We start from the raw sequence: 288 nt of genomic DNA on the forward strand, positions 1-288 counted from the left end.
GGGCTGGTCGAGCATCTCGATAAACGGCCGGACCAGCTCGCGGGCGGTCAGCGCCAGCGTGTGGCCGTGGCCCGTTTACTTGCCAATGATGCGCCCCTGATCCTTGCTGATGAGCCTACCGGATGCCTCGATTCGAAGAGTTCCGAACAGGTATTCGCGATCCTCGAGAATTTGGTGCGCGAACGCGGCAAGACGGTCGTTGCGGTAACGCATGACCTCGACATGGCCGGGCGCATGGATCGCCGGATCCATATCGTGGACGGCAGGATAGAGTGAAGACCATGACCC

General features: G+C 61.1%; 1 protein-coding gene. It reads left to right on the forward strand.

All coding sequences use genetic code 11. From position 1 onward, the window contains the following. The coding region (locus EN862_RS35760; protein ID WP_135913348.1) for an ATP-binding cassette domain-containing protein at window positions 1-276 on the forward strand (276 nt) is incomplete at its 5' end. Window positions 277-288: the final 12 nt, after the last annotated feature.

Origin of the sequence: Mesorhizobium sp. M2E.F.Ca.ET.219.01.1.1, from assembly GCF_004016445.2 — a bacterium.
Taxonomy (GTDB): domain Bacteria; phylum Pseudomonadota; class Alphaproteobacteria; order Rhizobiales; family Rhizobiaceae; genus Mesorhizobium.